We start from the raw sequence: 18450 nt of genomic DNA on the forward strand, positions 1-18450 counted from the left end.
CCGTATGACCACCGCCGCCGCGCCGGCCTCGAAGTACGCCGTCGGCTCCCTCGTCCACGCCCGGGGCCGTGAATGGGTGGTGCTGCCGGACTCCACCGAGGACCTCCTCGTGCTGCGCCCGCTGGGCGGCGCTGATGTCGACATCGCGGGGGTACTGCCCGGCCTGGAGACCGTGGCGCTCGCCACGTTCGCCCCGCCCACGCCCGGTGACCTCGGCGACCAGCACGCCGCCGGTCTGCTGCGCACCGCCCTGCGGATCGGGTTCCGGTCCGGGGCCGGCCCCTTCCGGTCCCTCGCCTCGATCGCCGTAGACCCGCGCCCGTACCAGTTGGTGCCGCTGATGATGGCGCTGCGCCAGGACACGGTAAGGCTGCTGATCGCCGACGACGTGGGCATCGGCAAGACCGTGGAGGCGGGCCTCATCGCGGCCGAACTGCTCGCCCAGGGCGACGCCCGCGGTCTGGTCGTGCTGTGCTCCCCGGCGCTCGCCGAACAGTGGCGGGCCGAGCTGCGGGGCAAATTCGGTATCGACGCGCGTCTGGTGCTGCCCGCCACGATCGGCCGGCTCGAGCGCGAGACGCCGTACGGGCAGTCGGTGTTCCGCCCGGACGGCGCCTACGTCGTGTCCACCGACTTCATCAAGTCGCCCCGCCACCGCGAAGACTTCCTGCGCAACTGCCCCGACCTGGTGATCGTCGACGAGGCGCACACCTGTGTCGCGGACTCCACGGCGCAGGTCTCGGCGCGCACCTCGCAGCAGCGCTACGGACTGCTGCGCGCGCTCGCCGACGACTCCACCCGCCACCTCCTCCTGGTCACCGCGACCCCGCACAGCGGTAAGGAGGAGCCCTTCCGAAGGCTGCTCGGGCTGCTCGACGCCCGCCTCGCCACCGTGAGCTTCGAATCCCGCGCGGGCCGTGAGCTGCTCGCCCAGTTCTTCGTGCAGCGCCGCCGCGCCGACATCCGCGAGGACTTCCAGGACGGCGCGCACTTCCCTTCAAGCCGGGACAGTGCCGAGGTCTCCTACACACTGCACCGCGACTACCGAGCCCTGCTCGCCGAGGTCCTCGCGTACGCCCGTGAGACGGTGCGCTCCGCCGATGGAGCACTGCAGCAGAGGCAGCGCTGGTGGTCGACGCTGGCGCTGCTGCGCACCCTGTCCTCCTCGCCCGCCGCCGCCGTACGGTCCCTGAACACCAGGGCCGGCGTCCAGGAGGCGGACACCCCCGACGAGGCGGACCGCACCGGGCAGTCGACCGTCTCGGACCCGGCCGATACCGACAGTGCGGAGTCCGCCGACGAGGTCCCGGGCAGCCTGCTGCCCACCGCGACGTCTTCGGCCGCAGAAGCGGACACCGCGGATGCCGGCGACGCGATCGACGACGAGAAGGCCCGCCTTGTCGCCATGGCCGAGGCCGCGGGCAAACTCGCCGGTCCCACCCGTGACACCAAGCTGAAGAAGCTGGTGGCGACGGTGACCGACCTCCTCGACTCCGGCTATCGGCCGATCGTGTTCTGCCGTTACATCGCCACGTCCGACTATGTCGCCGACCACCTGAAGAAGGTGCTCAACAAGAGAGGCACCGAACACCCGGTGGCGGTCGCCTCCGTCACCGGCGAGCTCTCGCCCGACATGCGCCTGAACCGGATCGCCGAACTCACCGGCACGGACGAGAACGGCGAGCCGGCCCCCGAGCGGCGCGTCCTGGTGGCCACCGACTGCCTGTCCGAGGGTGTCAACCTCCAGGAGTCCTTCGACGCCGTCATCCACTACGACCTGGCCTGGAACCCGACCCGCCACGAGCAGCGCGAGGGCCGCGTCGACCGCTTCGGGCAGCGCACCGACACCGTGAAGGCCCTCACCCTGTACGGGGCGGACAACCCGGTCGACGACATCGTCCTGAAGGTGCTGCTGCGCAAGCACGAGCGCATCCGCCGCGCCACCGGTATCTCCGTCCCCGTGCCGCAGCAGGCGGAGAGCGCCATGCAGGTGGTCTTCGAAGAGCTGATCCTGCGCGGCGAGACCCCTTCCTTCGAGCAGGAGGGGCTGTTCGAACGCGAACAGCTGCCCGCCGCCGAGCAGCTGGAGCTCGTTTGGGAATCCTCCGCCGAGAGCGAGAAGGCGTCCCGGTCGCTCTACGCCCAAAACCGGGTCAAGAAGGAGGACGTGGCTGCTGAGGTCGCCGAGATCCGTGCCGCGCTCGGCACTGGCGAGGAGGTCAGAGAGTTCACCCGCCGCGCGCTCGGCGCGCTGCGCGGGATCCCCGCCGACCGGAAGCAGGACGGGTTCACCGCGCACACCGACGCCCTTCCGCAGGGTCTGCGCGACGCCGTGACCGCAGCGCTCGGCCCCCGCCATCCGCGCCCGGTCGTCTTCCACGACGCGCCGAGCGCTCCGCGCGGCGAGGTGGCGCTCACCCGCACCGACCCGGTGGTGGCCGCGACCGCCCGGTTCGTACTGGACACCGCGCTGGATGAGAAGTTCCCCGCCTGGCAGCGCCCGGCCCGCCGCTGCGGCGTGATCCGTACGAGTGCTGTACGACGGCCCACCACGATGCTCCTCGTACGGCACCGCTTCCAGCTGAGCCTGCCGACCCGCGACGGCGGCGTACGCACTCAACTTGCCGAGGACGCGCGGGTGGTGGCCTTCCACGGCAGACCCGAGGCGCCGCAGTGGCTGCCCGACGAGGAGGCCCTGGCTCTCCTGGATGCCCGTGCCACCGGCAACTCCGATGCGGGCTTCGCCGCCGACCACATCGCGTCGATCCTCGCCGCCCTCGGCACCGGACTCATGGACGAACTGCGGCTGCGTTCCAAGGCGGCCGCGAAGGATCTTGAGGCTTCGCACCACCGGGTCCGCACCGCCGCCCGGGCCCGCCTCGCCGGCCTGAAGGCCGTCCCGCAGGGCGACCCGGACGTCCTCGGTGTCTTCCTCTACCGCCCGGCCGCCACGATCCAGCTGGGAGCCGACGCATGAGCACCGCGAGAACCCTGGTCACCGACACCGTCGCCACCGTCGGTGGACTGCTGCCGTACGACCTCCTCGTCCGCATCAAGGAGGGCAAGGAGCAGTCCGGCTCGAAGCCCGCCGACTACCGGCTGTTCGCCAAGGGCGAGTCTGTACGGGACGCCGCCGAGCGCTCCTGGGGCTATCTGCGCGGCGTCTGGGCCGCCTACCAGGACGCTCTGGCCCGCGACGGGGCGGACGACGACACCGGTGTGCATGCGGTGGGGCTCACCACCGAACGCTGGCTGCTGCCCCTGTTCGAGCAGCTCGGATTCGGCGGGCTGTCCGCCGTGCCGGAGCCCGGCCTGCCCGCCCACGACGACACGAAGGACTTCCCGGTCAGCCATGCGTGGGCGCACGTGCCCGTGCATCTCACCGGCTGGAACGTCCCGCTGGACACCCGCACCCCCCACGTGGCGCCGCAGGCCCCGCAGTCCATGGTCCAGGAGTACCTCAACCGCTCCGGCGACAAGGCCCTGTGGGGTGTCCTGTCCAACGGCCGTCAGCTGCGGCTGCTGCGCGAGTCCGCGTCGCTGACCGGTGCCGCGTTCATCGAGTTCGACCTTCAGGCGATCTTCGAGGGCAAGCGGTCGGATGACTTCGTCCTCCTGTGGCGCCTGCTGCACCGCACCCGCTTCGAGGGCGACCCCGCCGCCTCCTGCCCGCTGGAGAAGTGGCGCACCGAGGCCATCGACTCCGGCACCCGCGCCCTCAAGGAGCTCCGCAAGGGCGTCGAGAAAGCCCTTACGGTGATCGGCGGCGGACTCATCGCCCACCCCGACAACGCGAAGCTGCGCGAGGCCCTGCACTCCCGCACGCTCACCGTCCGTGACCTGCACCCCGCTCTGCTGCGGCTCGTCTACCGGCTGCTGTTCCTCTTCGTCACCGAGGACCGCGGCCTGCTCCTGCACCCGGACGCCGACAAGACCGTACGCGACCGCTACGAGAAGTACTTCTCCACCGGCCGCCTGCGCCGCCTCGCCCGCCGCTCCGGCAGCCCGCACGGCGACCAGTGGGAGGCCCTCACTCTCGTCATCAAGGGCCTCGGCAAGCCCGGCGGGCGCCCCGAACTGGGCCTGCCCGCCCTCGGCGGCCTCTTCGAACCCACACCTGTGGACGAGCGGCTGGACGATCTCGCCCTCACCAACGAGTCCCTGTACGAGGCGGTGCGCGCCCTCGCCGTCATCTTCGACGTCAAACTCGGCCGCCCCCGCAAGGTCGACTACCGGCACTTGGGAGCGGACGAACTCGGCTCGGTCTACGAGTCGTTGCTTGAACTCGAACCCCGCCAGGAAGAGGACGGCTCCTACGTCCTGAAGAGGCTGGACGGCAACGACCGCAAGACCTCCGGCTCCTACTACACGCCCTCACCACTGATCGACTGCCTCCTGGACTCGGCCCTCGACCCGGTCATCGAGCGGGCTGTGCGCTCGGGTACGACGAAGCAGGAGCGGAAGGCGGCGCTGCTCGCCCTGACCGTGTGCGACCCGGCCTGCGGCAGCGGCCACTTCCTGGTCGCGGCGGCCCGCCGCATCGCCCGCCGGCTCGCCGAGATCGAGACCGACGACCCGGAGCCGACCGCCGAGGCCGTACGCGATGCTCTGCGCGAGGTCATCTCCCGCTGCGTGTACGGCGTCGACCTCAACCACATGGCCGTGGAGCTGGCCAAGGTCTCCCTGTGGATCGAGGCCATGAAGCCGGGCCGTCCGCTCACCTTCCTCGACGCGCACGTCAAGCACGGCAACGGCTTGCTCGGCACGACACCGAAGCTCCTCGCGGGCGGTCTGCCCGACGAGGCGTTCAAGGTCCTGGAGGGCGACGAGTCGAAGGCCGTCAGGAACCTGAAGGCCCGCAACGCGAGCGAGCGCGAGCGGTGGCTGGCGGCGCTGCGCCACCACGCGAACCAGGACGCCCTCTTCTCGGAACAGCACGCCCTTGAGATCTCCAACGCGGCGATCAGCAGGAAGACGTCGGACATCACGACCGCCCGGTCGGAGGAGCTGGAGGACGTCCAGAACCAGGCCCGCGCCTATCACGAACTCACCACCTCCAAGGACTACCTGCGTGCCCTGGAGCTCGCCGACGCGTGGTGCGCGGCGTTCGTCTGGGAGAAGACCGACCGGACCGACGGGACGAAGCGGACGGACGATACGTTCCCGCCCGCGCTCACCACGGACTCCCTGCTCGCCCTGCACTCCTCCGACGGGGGCTCGAACCTGCCGACGGGGACGGTGGAGAAGGTGGCGCGGCTGCGCGAGGAGTATCGCTTCTTCCACTGGCACCTGGAGTTCCCGGAGGTGTTCCGGGTGCCGGCCGATCCGCAGGCGGCGGGGGTGGATGAACGGACCGGGTGGAAGGGCGGGTTCAGCTGTGTCCTTGGCAACCCGCCGTGGGAGCGGGTCAAGCTCCAGGAGCAGGAGTTCTTCGCCACCCGTGACGCGTCGGTGGCGGGCGCCGCGAACAAGGCGGCCCGCGAACGCCGGATCGCCGCGCTCGCCGCCAGCGAGGAGGAGGCGGACCGGGCCCTGCACGCCGAGTTCATCTCGGCGCGTCGCCTCTCCGAAGGCGTCAGCCACCTGCTGCGCGGCTCGGGCCGCTTCCCGCTGGCCGGGCGCGGCGACGTCAACACGTACGCGGTCTTCGCCGAGGCCGCCTCGCTCGGCATCGCCCCCGAGGGACGCTTCGGCCTGGTCCTGCCGACCGGCATCGCCACCGACGCGACGACCGCGCCGTTCTTCTCCAACCTGGTCCGCACCTCACGGCTCGCATCGTTCCTGGACTTCGAGAACGAGGCGTTCATCCTCAGCCGGGACGTCGACCATCGGGTCCGGTTCTCGCTGCTGACTGTCACCGGCCGGGGCGAGCGGGTGGATTCGGCGTCCTTCGCGTTCGGCACCCGCTACATGGAAGACCTCGACGAGCGCCGCTTCGCGATGCCGCCAGAGGAGATCCTCCTGGTCAACCCCAACACCGGCACGCTGCCGGTGTTCCGCACCCGCAGGGACGCGGAGATCACGCTGGGAATCTACCGGCGCGTCCCGGTCCTCAGACGGGAACCGGACGCGGACGGCAAGGGCGGCACGGACCCGTGGGGCCTGACCTTCATGCGCATGTTCGACATGTCCAACGACTCGCACCTGTTCCGCGGCAAGGCGGAGCTGGAGGCAGAGGGCTGGAAGCTGAAGGGCAACATCTTGACGCATCCGTCCGACGGGCGCCGCTATCTGCCGCTGTACGAGGCGAAGATGCTGCACCACTTCGACCACCGGCTTGGCACGTACGAAGGTCAGACGCAGGCGCAGGCGAATGTGGGGACGCTGCCGAGGGTGACGCCGGAGCAGCACGATGACCCGGAGTTCGCGCCATTGCCTCGGTACTGGGTGCCGGAATTCGACGTGGACTCGGGGAAGCGGGACAAGAAGCTGAATCCGATCATGTGGCCGGGGGTTGCCTCGCGGCTGGGGGAGCGGGAGTGGTGGAACGGGTGGTTGATGGGGTGGCGAGACATCGCTCGATCTACGGATACGCGCACCATGATTGCTTCTGCTCTGCCCGCTTACGGCGTTGGCGACAAGTTCCTGCTCGCTCTTGCTCCGAATGCGCCAGCGATCTTGCTGGCGATCTTCGACTCCTTCGTCTTCGACTACGTGACGAGGCAGAAGGCGTCGGGTACAGCGCTGAAGTACTTCACTGTTAGGCAACTTCCAGCGGTTACCCCTAAGGAACTCGGCGCCTTGGATGACCTTCTGGGAGGCGCGGCAGCGGATTGGATTGCTGCTCGCTCCATGGAGCTTGCCTACACCTCGCGGGACATGACGGCCTTCGCCACAGCTCATGGGGACGAAGGGGCCCCGTTCCGTTGGCATGCAGAACGCCGCGAGCTGCTACGCGGAGAGCTGGACTCCGCGCTGTTCCACGCGTACGGGCTCAGCCGTGATGAGGTGGGCTACGTGATGGAGACGTTCCCCACGGTCAAAAAGAGGGAGGAGGCCCTGTGCGGCACCTACCGCACCAAGAACCTCATCCTCGACCTTTACGACCGCATGGCGGAGGCCCGCGAGACCGGCCATGCGTATCAGACCGTGCTGGACCCCCTGCCGGGCGAGGGCCCCCGCCACGAGGGCTGAACCGGGAAGTCGTGTGCAGAGTCGGTCAGTTGGACTGGCTCCGCCCGACCTCGGCGATGAACCCGGCCCAGGCAGCACGTGGGAACGCGAGCTGCGGGCCGCCGAGTTCCTTGGAGTCGCGTACATGGATGGCTGTGAGGGTTTTGGCTACCTCTACGCACTCGCCGCCTTCGTCCCCGCTGTAGCTGCTCTTGAACCCATCGAGCTGCGCGGGCTGTTCGGTGTTCATGGATCTCCCAGCATCTTCTCGATCAGGCGCAGGGATTCGCGGGTGGTGAGCGCCTGCCCTCGGATGCTGCCATACGTCGCGGCCAGGACCCGTACGTCCTCCGGACCGGCGATCAGACGACTGAGGTGCTGGACCTCCAGGTACGCCATGCGCGGACGGCCCTTGATTTCGAACAGGGTGAACGGGCCGCCCATCCCGGCGTGGCCCTCGCTGACCGTCGGCATGACTTGAACCTCGACGTGGCGCAGTCGACTCACCTGGACCAGGCGTTCAAGTTGCTCCCGTTGAACCGCGCGGCCACCGAAGGACTGCCTGAGGGCCGATTCCTGCACGATGGCGCTCACCGTTGGTGGCGGCCATTTGGACAGCAGATCCTGCCGGGCCAGACGGGCCGTGACCCGCTGCTCGATCGTCTCTTCGTCGAAGAAGGGTTGCCTGCTGGCGAAAACGGCGCGTGCATAATTCTCGGTCTGGAACAGTCCCTGCACGGCCTGGTTGGCGAAGTAGCACAGCTCGACCGCCTCCGCCTCCAACACCGCATAACCCCGGAACCACTCCGGATGCCGCACCCTGCGCCGCGCCTTCGCCCGCTCCACGTCCTCCCCGAGCAGCGCCAGTAGGCCACCGCAACCGAGCAGTTCATCCACTGCCACCAGAAAGTCCGGACGCGGCGTCCGTCGCCCCCCGCTCGATCGACGAGATCTGTTCCTCGCTGTATCCGACCGCCTGCCCGAGCTCCCGCTGGCTCATGCCGGCCCGTTCCCGCGCCGCCTTGATCATGCGGCCGATGGCGCGGAACAGGTCCGCCACCTCCTCCGAGCCCGCCGGATTCCCGGCGCCCGCGTCACCCCGTACCGCCGTCATCGCGCACCATCCGTCCGTCCCCGGCCCGCCCCGGCCGGATCGCCGTACCGTCCACAGACCGACCGCTCGCCGATCTCCTGACCACCGAGCGGCCCGCGGCGCAGGTCACGGGCGGATACCCGGACAACTCCCGTACCTGTCCGGCCGCCCCCCGGACAGTCGCTCTCCGTGCCGTGCCGGGTACTCCATGTGGCAGATCGGGCACGTCGCCCTCGGTGACGTGAACCAGGAAACCGGGGCTGCGATCCCCCAACTAGACCTGTGCGCAAGCCACGTGAGCCTCAGGGCTCTCTTCGTTACCACGCGCCACGGCGCACACGCCGTCCGCCACGCCGCCGAGCGCCGGCTCGCGGCGCACCTGCCGCTCGGCGATGCCGGTCCCGACGACCTCGCCACCACGGCCGCCCTCCTTATCGCCGAACTGACCGCGAACGCCGTCCTGCACGGCCGGGTGCCCGGTCGCGAGGTCCGCCTTGACGTCCGTCTGGATGCGAGCGAACTGCGGATCGAGGTCACCGATGCCCGCGGCGACAGGTGGCCGGCACCACAAAACCCCGACAGCGGCGGCGAGTCGGGGCGTGTCCTGCTGCTCGTCGAGGCCCTGGCCGACGACTGGGGCGTGCGCCCGCACCACCCCGGCGGCAAGACGGTGTGGGCCGTGTACCGCCGGTGAGGTGCGACGGCCGGGTCAGAAGCGGAACCCGAACAGTCCGCCTTCGTCGTAGGCGTCGGTCAGGCGTGGCTCGATGAGGTAGGGGGAGGGGTCGAAGCCGCCCAGGCGGGCGCGGTCCAGCTTGTCCGAGTTGAACGTCACGATGTACTGGAGACCTTCCTCTTCGGCGACTTCGGACGCCAGCGTCAACGCCTCGGTCACCTGGCGGTCGTCCACCCCGTCGAAGAGATGGCTGTCGTGGACCAGGAAGTCGGGCCCGCGGTCGTGGCGGTGGGCGATCACCGCGGCCGTGAGATCGAGGCAGAAGATCACCATCTTGTTGATGCCGACGCTGTCCTGACTGTCGACATGGGCGGAGATCTCCAGGCTGCTGGTGCCGGCCCTGATGGTGAGGTAGGCCTGTCGGTCCTGCCCGTAGAGGCGGCGGGCGAATCGGGCGAAGAGCCAGGTGGCCTCCCGGGTCTGCTCACCGCGTTCCTCGAGGTCGAGCTCCAGCTCCTCCTGGAGCTCGACGCGCTGCGCCGTGATCTCCCGCTGGCTGGCCTCCATGAACTGCGCCGTCTCATGCTGCTTACGCAGTGCTTCCAGCGCCGCCTGTTTCTGGGCGAGCAACTGCTGGAGTGCCGTCAGGCCGTCGAGGGCGCCTCCGTCGCGCAGTGCGCTCAGTGTCTCGGTGAGCTCCTCACCGAGACGGGCGCGCTCGTGCTCGCGCGCCGTGAGTCTGGCCTGCGTCTCCTCGATCTCGTCGGCGAGGTAGCGGCGGCGGTTGCGGACGATGGAGGCGTGGAAGCCGCGTACGTCCTCGAAGGAGCGGTGCACCCGGTCGGGCAGGACGACGCCCAGTTCCCGGTACATGGCGTCCACGTACGCCGTGTCTGGTTCGTTCGCCTCCTCCACCGCGCGGCGCAGTTCCGCCAGGTTCCGGCGGTCGATCACATCCTGCTCCGGCAGCGAGCGGACTCTCTTGTCCAACTCGTCTGCCCGCGCCTGGAGTTCTGCGTATGCGGGCACCACGTGGAAGGCGGCGATCTGCTCGCGGAGCCGATTCACGTCGCCCTCCGCGACGATGATCCTGCCGCGCAGGTCCGCCGTCGTACCGACGACCTGGTGCCAGGACGGATCGTTCATCGCCGACCGCAGCTGCCTTCGGGTCGCCTCCCGTGTGGCGATGTCGCGGTAGCCGGCGGCGAGCCGCCAGTCCAGGCCGAGGAGATAGGCGAGGTTGGCCGCGGCCTCGGCCGTGGGCTGCTGCGGATAGGTCCGCACCGGGTCGTTGAAGGCGTGTGATCCGACACGGCGTACGAGAAGCGACAGCAGGGCGCGCCCCGAGATGCCGGGGTGGTCGGCGGGCAGTCGGAAGAGGTCTGCCTCTATACGTGTTCTCCACTCCGACACCGGCATCTCACGGGTGAGGTTGAACTCGAAGAGCCCTCCGGCCTCGCCCTCGGTGCCGCCTGGGGCATCGGTCAGGACGATGCCCTGCTGGGCACCGCGCCTGCTCACCCATACCGGCTCCTCGCGCCCGGGCCAGTCCATGGTCAGCGTGAAGAGAGTGTGCCGAAGCCGGGTGCGGCTGGGCAGGCTGCCCTTGCCGGCCTGGGCACCCAGAGCGAAGTGCAGCAGCTCCACCAGGCTGGACTTGCCGGTGCCGTTGCGGCTGTCCGTCTTCGTCGCCCCGGGGTGCGCCTCGGCGACCAGAAGGTTGAGGCCGCGCCGGAACTCGACGGTACGGAACCGGGGTTCGTCAGCGCTCAGACGACGCAGCATCGTCCCTCCTTCTGGTCGGCGAGTCGGCTCGCCTTCTCGTCAGCAGATCGTCGCGGAATTCGATCACACCGAGCGCGTACAGCACATCGAGCCCGAGGACGAACCACTGGAAGGAGACCGGAGAGTGGTGGCCGAGCCGGACACGTTCGGCGCGGAATCTCGACCACGTCTGGGTGACGGTCAGCGGCATGTCCAGGACCCGCAGGATCTGCGCACCGACGGCCAGCAGGGAGCGATCCGGGGAGATCCCCTTCGTCGGTGTGATCACGCGGCGCTCCGCTTTGCCGACCCCGGGATCCAGCCGTCGGGCGGCACGTCGAAGACGTCGCACCGCTCGAAGAGATGGGCGATGACGATCCAGGCGCAGTACATCGAGTTCAGGCTCGGCGCCGCGTTCCCGAGGATGTACTCCTGCAGCGCGGCCCACAGCCGGTCCTGGTCTTCGGTCTCTGCCCTGACCTGGCCGTAGTACACACGGAAGCCCTGGGCGACTCGGTCCGCCTCGTCCGGTGCGCCGAGCCCGGCGTAGTACCCCTCGACGAGGTGACTGTGCCCGATCCCCTGGATCAGTGCGCCTCGGACGTCACCGGTCAGGCCGTTCCACTCGATCTTGTACTTGTTGACCTCGGGGAGGGCGACGAGCGGTTCCGATGTGTGCCGCTGCTCGCCGAGCCGGGCAAGCAACGCCTCGAGGTCGGTGAGTCCGATGCCGTACGTCTTGTCCTGGACCGGCAGTTCACGACCAAGGAGCTCCTCGGTGGCGATCAGGTCGAGTCGCATGACGTCGTTCCACAGCCGGTGCCAGCCGTAGTGCTCCACCCGGCGCGGGCGCAGCTTCTCCTGAGCGTCGGACATCATCACGCTCAACTCCGGGTGCACGCCCTTGAGATCGTTGACCGCGAATCGGAACGTGTCGAAGGCGTCCGGCCGTTTCGCGAGCGCCTTGTCCAGGTCGGACCCGAACTTGCGCTTGACCCGGCCGATGTCGTCGGTCTGCGGCGAGTAGCATGCCCAGAGCACCCGGTCCCACAAGAGGAGCCCGTCGGCGCCCATGTCGCCGAGGCTTCCGTGTGTGCGTACGGGCACGAAGTCGGGGTGCCGCAGGCTCAGCAGGTGGTGGATCAGCTGCTCGAAGCTCTCGCCCGGCATGTCGGTGAGCTGCTGGCGCAAGGTGAGCTGCGCCAGCATGCGCTGAGTGAAATCCACGTGATCGATCCCCCCGTCGAAGTGGTCAGGCTCTGCCGCGAAGGGCGCTCAAGGAAGTGCCGTCGTCCGTGTGCCAGGCATCCCAGCCATTAGCCTTGGCCCCGGTCGCTGCCTCGCACGCGCCAGACGGCGATACGCAGATCCGGCCGTCCTCCAGGCGCAGGCTTCCCTCGGCGGTGACGTGTGTGCGGTGCACCTGGCCTAGGTTGCGGCGGCGCCAGGTCAGCCGCTGCCCCGGCTGCAGCAGCCCTGCGGCGAGCAACTCGGCGAGCGCCCCTGGCTGGACCGTCGCCTCGTCCAGGGCGAGTAGACGTCGCAGCACGCTGTTGGGTGTGTCGATCAGCGGTTTGGCCTCGCGCTGCAGGCGCGCGAAAACTTCGGCGTCAACGGTAATGCTGTGCTCGGGCACCGAGACCCTCCCTTTCCTCGGTTATTTTTCTCTGCGCTTCAGTGGGAAAAAAATAACCGACCTTGCGACTCGCTGTCAATCTCGATGCGCCGGGAGTGTGCTACTGCTTGCGCTTCGTGCGGCTGTAAACTTTGTCAATGACTTATTGATGGCTCGATGGGAGGGGGAGAGAGTGCCGCAGGCCGCGATCGCCAACACCTTCTGGGCGGGCGTGGGCCGGCTCGACAAGCCGTCCCGCGCCCGTGTCCACGAGGCGATGGGGAAGCTCCAGCAGTCGACGGTCCACCAGTTGCACGCGGACAAGGGCCTGCACCTGGAATCCGTGGTCGGCTCGCGTGATCCGCGCATGCGCACGATCCAGGTCGACGACGGGCAGCGCATCGTGCTGCTCGCGCCCGATGATGGCAGCGACGTGTTCGTCTATGTGGTCTCGCGCGACAAGGCGTACTCCTGGGCCAAGCGGCGGCTGTACTCCGTCAACCCGGTCACCCGCCGTCTCGAAGTGCGTGATCTCAGCACCATGGAGCAGATCACCCCGTTCTTCGCCCGGGAGGTCGAGGTCGCGTCGAAGCTCTTCTTCGCCAGCCGGCCGGACACCGTGCTGCGGTACCTCGGTGTCGACGACGTCGCGCTGCGCGCCGCCCGCGTCATCACCGGCAAGGCGCAGTTGGAGACTTTCGGGTCGCTGATGCCGGAGGGCCAGTTCGAGGCGCTGTGGCTGCTCGCGGAAGGGTTTGCCCCCGACGGCATCTTCCGTGACCTCGTCGCGGCGCGACAGGCGGTCGCCGCCGGCGAACCCGAGGAAAGGCAGGGCGAGTTGGCGGCCGCTGTCAGCCGTACGCGCAGCCGGATCGCCCTCGTGACCGGGCCCGAGGAACTCGCCGACATCCTCGCCAAGCCCTTCGACGCGTGGCGGATCTTCCTGCATCCCACCCAGCGGCGGGTGGCCTACCGGCCCGCGTACGTGGGCCCCGCCCGGATCACCGGCGGTTCCGGCGCCGGCAAGAAGGTGGTCGCCCTGCACCGCGTAAGGCACCTGCTCGGGCGCTCACCCCACACGCGCGTCCTGCTCACCACGTACACCAGCGCGCTCACCCGCTTGCTGCGGTCCGGGCTCACCCTGCTCCTCGACCACGACCAGGTGCTCCTCGACCGGGTCACCGTCACCACGGTCGACGCCACCGCCCACCGCATCGTGCGGGAGCTGCACGGGAAACCGGGGGACGTCCTCGGCGACAAGGACGAGCGGCGGCGCTGGCAGTGCCTGTCCCGCAGGCTCGAACTGCCCTGGGGCGACGCCTTCCTGGTCCAGGAGTACCGGCATGTGCTGCTCGCCCAGGACCTGCGCGCCCGCGAGGAGTACGAGAAGGGCCTTCGGCGCGGACGCGGCAGCAAGCTGGCGGCCGGGCAGCGTCCGCGGCTATGGCAGGCGATGACGCAGTTCAAGGAAGAACTCGCCCGCGACTGCGCCTGCACCTGGCTGCAGCCGTGCGCCAGGGCCTCCAGGCTGCTGAAAGACAGACCGAGCGAGGGCTCCTCGTACGACCATGTGGTGGTGGACGAGGCGCAGGGCCTGCACCCCACCCAGTGGCGGCTGCTGCGGGCGCTGGTGCCCGAGGGGCCCGACGACCTGTTTCTCACCGGCGACCGCACCAGCTCATCTACGACTCCCGGCTTTCGCTGCGCTCCCTCGGTGTCTCCGTCGCTGGGCATGGCGCGCGGCTGCGCCTCAACCGCTCCACGGAGGAGATCCTTCGCTGGTCGCGGGCGATGCTCGGCGGTGAACTCGTGGCGGACCTGACGGGTGACGCACCGGATTCGCTCTCCGGCTACCGGTCCCTGCTACGGGGAGCGGCCCGTGCGCGAGGGGCACGGGACGGAAGCGGCCGAAACCGACGCCGTCGTGCGCACGGTGGGCGCGTGGGCGGCAGCCGGGGGCGCGCCGTCCGAGATCGCGGTCTGTGCCCGGTTCCACGCGCAGACCGCGCGGATCGGCGACCGGCTCGCCCGGGCGAGGCTGCCCGTGGTGCGGGTCAAGGACGGGGAGTCCGACGGCGCGGCCGGGGTACGTGTGTCGAGTCTGCACAGCCTGAAGGGCCTTGAGTTCCGCTGCGTGGTCGTGGCCGGGGTGACCGCGTCGGCGTTCCCGTTCCCGCCGGCGGTGACGCCGGCCGATGTCGATCCCCTGCAGAATGCTACGGACCTCGCGGCCGAACGGTGCCTGTTGTTCGTGGCGAGCACCCGGGCGAGAGAGGCGCTGTACATGTCGTACAGCGGACGGCCGAGCGTCTTCCTCGACGGGGTGGGATAGCGGGAAGAGCGATGTCCGCGATCGGCCTGTGAACAATGTCAATACTCGTGCCTTGCCGTAGTAGTCTGCCGGACGCGCGGGAGGGGGAAAGTGGCTTGATCACACGCCCGCAGGTGAGGGAACGTCCGATTTCATCGAGAAACACCCAGGGAGTTCAGATGTCCACGCCGCGTGCCGTACCCGTGTCCCTGGCGGAAATCGCTCGTCTCGCGGGCGTCGGGCGGGCCGCCGTCAGCAACTGGCGGCGGCGTCATCCGTCGTTCCCCGCCAGGATCGCCGGCACGGACGTCAACCCCCAGTTCTCCCTCACCGACATCGAGAACTGGCTGCGCGACAACAAGAAGCTCAAGAAGTCCGCCGAGGGTGAATGGCTCTGGCCCCGCTTCGAGGCGCTCGGCGGACGCGACGAGACGGGGGCGGCGATCGAGGAGGTGGGCAGGAGGCTCGCCGGCCGGGGTGCGGCAGGAGGTGCCGCGTTCCCGGAAGAGACGATGGCGCTGATCGAGCGGGCCGTGGACCTCGGGCGGCGCGAAGGAGGACCGGAGACCTTCGCCTTTCTGCTCCGCCGCTGGCTCGACGTCCATGTACGCCAGATCGCCACGACTCCCGAGCCGCTGGCCGCGCTCATGGCGGAGCTCGCTACTGGCGTCGCGGAAGTGGACGGCGGCGTCACGATGATGGACCCCGCCTGCGGCACCGGTCACCTCCTGATGGCCGGGGCGCAGGTGGCCGAGGAGTTGGGCGGTGGGGCACCGACCCTGCTGGGTGGTGAGCGTGATTCCGTACTCGCAGCACTCGCCGAAGCTCGCCTGAGCCTCGCCGAGGACGCACGGGAGGGAGAGTCGGCGCGCATAGACATCCGCGAAGGGGACTCCCTGCGCGACGCCCCGTTCGCGGACGTCCCCGCCGACATCGTCCTGTGCAACCCGCCGTTCAGCGAACGGGACTGGGGGTACGAGGAGCTGGCCACGGACACCCGCTGGAGCCACGGGCTGCCGCCGCGTACCGAACCCGAACTCGCCTGGGTCCAGCACTGTCTGGCCGTGCTGCGGCCCGGCGGCGCGGCCGTGCTGCTGCTGCCCCCCGCCGTGGCGGCGCGAAAAGCGGGTCGGCGCATCCGAGGATCGCTGCTGCGCACCGGCCAGCTGAAGGCTGTCGTAGCGCTGCCGCCGGGATGCGCCGCACCGCACAGCGTCTCCCTGCACCTGTGGGTGCTGCGGGCGCCCGTACCAGGTGAAGAGCCACACGCAGGAGGCCACCTGCTGGTGGCCGACGGCGTGTCCCGCTTTCCCAGGGATCCGGGCCGTGAGTGGGCCCCCGATTGGACGGCGATCGGCGGCTTCGTGCGCGAGGCCGTTGGGCGGACGGATCCGGCCGAGGTCTCTCCCTTCGTGCGACGCGTACCTGTTATCGAGCTCCTCGACGACGAGGTGGACCTCACTCCGGGGCGCCACATCAGCTTGTCCCCGGCGGACACCGCGCCCCGACTGGCTGCATCCTGGCGGGAGTTCAAGGACATCGCTGCCTCGGTGACCAAGTCGGCCCGGCTGCTCGCGGCGCTCGAACTGGCCTCTGGCGCACAGGACTCGCCGACGGCGACCACCGTCGCCGAACTGGCGCGGGCGGGGGCGCTCACCCTGCGCGGCGGCCAGCAACCACCGGAGGCGGCAGTCCGCACCGGGGCGCCGTCCGCCGAGGGCATTCCGCTCCTGACGGTTCCCGACCTTCTGTCGGGCGGCGACCCCAGGGGACACCTCGCCGCCGACGATCCCGCGGTGCACGAGGCCCTGATCGCCGAACCCGGGGACATCGTGGTGGTGGGGGTGGCGCGGGCGTTCTCGGCTTGGGTTCATGAAGGGCTGCCGACCGCTCTGGGCCCCCAACTGCACGCCGTGCGGGTGCAGCCCGAGCAGCTCGATGCCTGGTTCCTCGCCGGTTCGTTGCGCGCCCCGGCCAACGTCCGGCAGGCCAGGACGCACGCGACGAGCTCTTCCCGCATCGATGTCCGGCGCCTCCAGGTCCGCCAGGTGCCGCTCCGTGAACAGCGGCGCTACGGTGAGGCGTTCCGCGAGATCGCCGCCTTCGAACAGATGGCGCGGCGCACCGCCGAGCTCGGCGCGGAGCTCGTCCACGACCTCGGCGACGAACTGGCGGCCGGGCGGCTCGTGGGCGGGGTGTAGCGCGCTCGGGCGCCGGCGCACGGTGGCGGGGCGTACGGGGGTGCGGAGAGGCGAAGCGCATCAGGTCGCCTCGCTGTGCGGTCAGGCCCCCGACCTGCCCTGGCCGTCCGCGTCCGCGAGCCGGGCCGAGAGCTGGGCATCAACCTCGTGCCGTACGGACTCGACCTGTTCGGCGAGTTCGCGCGGCAGACCCGCGGCCGTACGTCCCGCAGCATCGACAGTGGCGACGGCGGCCTCCAGTTCACCGAAGGCGAGGCGGCATTCGGCCAGCCGCAGCCGGATCACCGCGCGCTCCGCCCGCTCGGCCGGACCGTCGCCGTGCAGGAGAGCGTCGTCGATGCCCTGGTAGAGACGGGCCGCGGAGCCGAAGTCTCCGGCCAGCCGGAGCCCGTCCGCCGCTCCCCGCCACACGCGGCGCACCAGCGGGCGGCGCTCTCCCCACTCCCTGCGCACCCGCTCCGCCAGTTCGCACAGCCGGCCGGCCGCGTCACCTGTTTCGCCGGCGGCGATCTCCGACTCGGCCCGCGTGCAGAGCAGTTCTACCGCGCGGGTGTCCAGCCACTCCTCCTCGCCTGCCGCAGGGGACGTGACAGGTGGCGCGGCGGGAGCGCGGCGCGTGTGCGGAACCCGGTCCGCAGGTCGGCGGAGCGGGGCCGTGGGGTCGGGGCGGGTGCGCGGCCGGGGTTCGGGGTCGCCAGGTTGGGGGCCGAACGGGGCGAGGACCTCCAGGACCTCGTCGACGGGCGGTCGCTGCCCGGGCTGCTTGGCGAGCATGCGGATCACCAGGTTGTCGATCGCCTCGGGGATGCCCGCGGCGTACACACTCGGCGGCAGCGGCTCCTCGTATAGATGCCTCTCGGTCAGACCGGCGTCCGCGCCGAGCGGGAACGGCGGGCGTCCGGTGAGCAGTTCGTAGAAGACGCAGCCGAAGCAGTACACGTCCGTGCGCGCGGTGGGCTCGCGCTCCAGGAGTTGTTCGGGCGCCAGGTAGCCGCGGGTGCCCAGCGTGGAACCGTGCGCCGTGTACCGGGTGGCGTCGGCCCGGAGCGGCTTGGCGATGCCGAAGTCGATGAGGACGACCGTCCCTTCGTCGTCGATCATGATGTTGGGGGGCTTGAGGTCCCGGTGCACGACAGGCAACGTGTGCGCGCAGGCCAGTGCTCCTGCCACCTGTACGGCGACGGTGATCGCCGTCGTCGGCGGCAGCGGTGTGTGCTCGTCGAGGAAGGTCCGCAGACTCACCCCGGTCACCAAACGCATGGCGATGTACGGCACGCCCCGGTGCGATCCGCTGCCGTACAGCTCCGTGATGCCCGGGTGGTCGAGCGTGCCCAGGAGCGTGGCCTCGCGCCGGAACCGGGCGTTCCTGACGGTGAGTTCGGCCGCCCTCTCTTCCGGGTCCAGGGCATACAGGGCCTCGGAGTCGTGGCGCAGGAACTTCACCGCGACCTCGCGGCCCGGGGAGACCTCGCGGGCGCGCCAGACGTGGGCCATCCCGCCCTTGCCGAGCGACTCCGTCAACTCGTAGCGCCCGTCGATCAGATCACCTGTGCCGGGCCTGTACATCTCCGCATACGAATCCGCGTCCACGCCGCGCCGCTCCTTCGCCTCCTGCACCATTCGGCACACCAGAGTAGCGTGAAGCGGTCATCTTGTAGAGTACGCATCGACTTAGTT

Annotated in this window: 12 protein-coding genes and 1 pseudogene; 5 read left to right on the forward strand and 8 right to left on the reverse strand. The window is 69.9% G+C overall.

Annotation, left to right across the window (positions count from 1 at the left end; genetic code table 11):
- Window positions 1–4 precede the first annotated feature (4 nt).
- Window positions 5–2977: a DUF8741 domain-containing protein gene (locus tag LIU39_RS11700; RefSeq protein ID WP_227046582.1), complete on the forward strand. Its 2973-nt coding sequence runs from the start codon at window positions 5–7 to the stop codon at window positions 2975–2977.
- Window positions 2974–7134 (forward strand): Eco57I restriction-modification methylase domain-containing protein, encoded by a 4161-nt coding sequence (locus tag LIU39_RS11705; RefSeq protein WP_227046583.1) that lies wholly within the window; start codon window positions 2974–2976, stop codon window positions 7132–7134. The genes LIU39_RS11700 and LIU39_RS11705 overlap by 4 nt, the downstream gene beginning before the upstream one ends.
- Before the next feature lie 25 nt (window positions 7135–7159).
- Here LIU39_RS11705 and LIU39_RS11710 read toward each other — a convergent pair whose 3' ends face one another.
- From LIU39_RS11710 to LIU39_RS35250, 3 genes are read right to left on the reverse strand one after another with little or no spacing between them, the layout of a single operon-like run.
- A complete protein-coding gene (locus LIU39_RS11710) occupies window positions 7160–7363 on the reverse strand; it encodes a DUF397 domain-containing protein (protein ID WP_227046584.1) in 204 nt (67 codons plus the stop codon).
- Window positions 7360–8010, reverse strand: coding sequence for a DUF5753 domain-containing protein (locus tag LIU39_RS11715; protein ID WP_308409368.1), 651 nt, complete (start codon window positions 8008–8010; stop codon window positions 7360–7362). Before LIU39_RS11715 ends, LIU39_RS11710 begins: the two co-directional genes overlap by 4 nt.
- Window positions 8003–8227 (reverse strand): helix-turn-helix transcriptional regulator, encoded by a 225-nt coding sequence (locus tag LIU39_RS35250; protein WP_308409369.1) that lies wholly within the window; start codon window positions 8225–8227, stop codon window positions 8003–8005. Before LIU39_RS35250 ends, LIU39_RS11715 begins: the two co-directional genes overlap by 8 nt.
- A 274-nt stretch (window positions 8228–8501) precedes the next feature.
- Here LIU39_RS35250 and LIU39_RS11720 point away from each other — a divergent pair, with 274 nt between their 5' ends.
- Window positions 8502–8900 (forward strand): ATP-binding protein, encoded by a 399-nt coding sequence (locus tag LIU39_RS11720; RefSeq protein ID WP_308409370.1) that lies wholly within the window; start codon window positions 8502–8504, stop codon window positions 8898–8900.
- A gap of 15 nt (window positions 8901–8915) precedes the next feature.
- Here LIU39_RS11720 and LIU39_RS11725 read toward each other — a convergent pair whose 3' ends face one another.
- From LIU39_RS11725 to LIU39_RS11740, 4 genes are read right to left on the reverse strand one after another with little or no spacing between them, the layout of a single operon-like run.
- Complete coding sequence (locus LIU39_RS11725; RefSeq protein WP_227046586.1) at window positions 8916–10667, reverse strand: ABC-three component system protein; 1752 nt, start codon at window positions 10665–10667, stop codon at window positions 8916–8918.
- Entirely contained in the window at window positions 10645–10935 is a 291-nt protein-coding gene (locus LIU39_RS11730) for an ABC-three component system middle component 6 (RefSeq protein ID WP_227046587.1), read from the reverse strand. The genes LIU39_RS11725 and LIU39_RS11730 overlap by 23 nt, the downstream gene beginning before the upstream one ends.
- The gene (locus tag LIU39_RS11735; RefSeq protein WP_227046588.1) at window positions 10932–11873 is read right to left on the reverse strand and encodes an ABC-three component system protein; all 942 of its coding nucleotides are present in this window, start codon (window positions 11871–11873) and stop codon (window positions 10932–10934) included. Before LIU39_RS11735 ends, LIU39_RS11730 begins: the two co-directional genes overlap by 4 nt.
- A 25-nt stretch (window positions 11874–11898) precedes the next feature.
- On the reverse strand, window positions 11899–12282 hold the full coding sequence (locus LIU39_RS11740; protein WP_227046589.1) for a DUF4357 domain-containing protein: 384 nt from the start codon (window positions 12280–12282) through the stop codon (window positions 11899–11901).
- 172 nt (window positions 12283–12454) lie between these two features.
- Here LIU39_RS11740 and LIU39_RS11745 point away from each other — a divergent pair.
- Window positions 12455–14593: pseudogene (locus LIU39_RS11745) on the forward strand (UvrD-helicase domain-containing protein).
- Between the two features lie 158 nt (window positions 14594–14751).
- Window positions 14752–16773, forward strand: coding sequence for an N-6 DNA methylase (locus LIU39_RS11750; protein WP_227046590.1), 2022 nt, complete (start codon window positions 14752–14754; stop codon window positions 16771–16773).
- A gap of 81 nt (window positions 16774–16854) precedes the next feature.
- On the opposite strand, the gene LIU39_RS11755 is transcribed toward LIU39_RS11750, so the two are convergent.
- Window positions 16855–18393, reverse strand: a complete 1539-nt coding sequence (locus LIU39_RS11755; protein WP_227046591.1) for a serine/threonine-protein kinase — start codon at window positions 18391–18393, stop codon at window positions 16855–16857.
- Window positions 18394–18450 lie beyond the last annotated feature (57 nt).

The sequence above is a fragment of the Streptomyces pinistramenti genome, from assembly GCF_020564935.1.
GTDB lineage: Bacteria > Actinomycetota > Actinomycetes > Streptomycetales > Streptomycetaceae > Streptomyces > Streptomyces pinistramenti.

Bases quoted from the DNA above. Each gene is read 5' to 3' on its own strand.
- LIU39_RS11705 (WP_227046583.1), top strand. From the start codon at position 2,974: ATGAGCACCGCGAGAACCCTGGTCACCGACACCGTCGCCACCGTCGGT.
- LIU39_RS11700 (WP_227046582.1), top strand. From the start codon at position 5: ATGACCACCGCCGCCGCGCCGGCCTCGAAGTACGCCGTCGGCTCCCTC.
- LIU39_RS11750 (WP_227046590.1), top strand. From the start codon at position 14,752: ATGTCCACGCCGCGTGCCGTACCCGTGTCCCTGGCGGAAATCGCTCGT.
- LIU39_RS11725 (WP_227046586.1), bottom strand. From the start codon at position 10,667: ATGCTGCGTCGTCTGAGCGCTGACGAACCCCGGTTCCGTACCGTCGAG.
- LIU39_RS11755 (WP_227046591.1), bottom strand. From the start codon at position 18,393: ATGGTGCAGGAGGCGAAGGAGCGGCGCGGCGTGGACGCGGATTCGTAT.
- LIU39_RS35250 (WP_308409369.1), bottom strand. From the start codon at position 8,227: ATGACGGCGGTACGGGGTGACGCGGGCGCCGGGAATCCGGCGGGCTCG.
- LIU39_RS11710 (WP_227046584.1), bottom strand. From the start codon at position 7,363: ATGAACACCGAACAGCCCGCGCAGCTCGATGGGTTCAAGAGCAGCTAC.